Source organism: Tsukamurella sputi (assembly GCF_007858445.1).
Taxonomy (GTDB): domain Bacteria; phylum Actinomycetota; class Actinomycetes; order Mycobacteriales; family Mycobacteriaceae; genus Tsukamurella; species Tsukamurella sputi.
Window position 1 is genome coordinate 1 of sequence record NZ_VIGV01000130.1, and the last position, 589, is coordinate 589.

General features: G+C 42.1%; 1 protein-coding gene. It reads left to right on the forward strand.

Going from position 1 to position 589, the window contains the following annotated elements:
- The coding region (locus FK268_RS26065) for a putative oxygenase MesX (RefSeq protein WP_146437853.1) at window positions 1-589 on the forward strand (589 nt) is incomplete at both ends.

Below are 589 nucleotides of genomic sequence, written 5' to 3' on the forward strand. Positions count from 1 at the left end.
TACTCGTTTAACGACAAACTTTGCCAATTTAGCGCGCGGTGAGAGTCGCCAAGAGAATCTGCGTAATACCTTGAATATGATCAATAACCGCTTCAATAGCTTAGCAAATTGGGATAATCCTAAGGGAGATCGCTATACGGTTGAGGTGGAGATTATCTCTGTCGATATCGATATTAAGGGAGATGGAAGACAATTTCCGATGATTGAGATCTTGCAGACCATAATAATCGATCATAAGACAGGTAAGCGAATTGAAGGGATTGTGGGGAATAACTTCTCCTCCTATGTGCGAGATTATGATTTTAGCGTTCTTTTATTAAATCATAATCGAGATCGTGCGGAGTTCTCTCTTCCTGATCAATTTGGCGAATTGCATGGCAAGCTTTTCCAATACTTTTTACAGTCTGATCTCTATCGACAAAACTTTAGTAAAGCGCCGGTGATCTGTCTAAGTGTTGCCGGGAGCAGAACCTACACTCGTACTGATAATGAGCATCCTATTTTAGGGGTGGAGTATCAGCAGGGTGAGCGCTCTTTAACGGACCAATATTTCGCTAAAATGGGGTTAGAGGTCCGCTACTTTATGCCT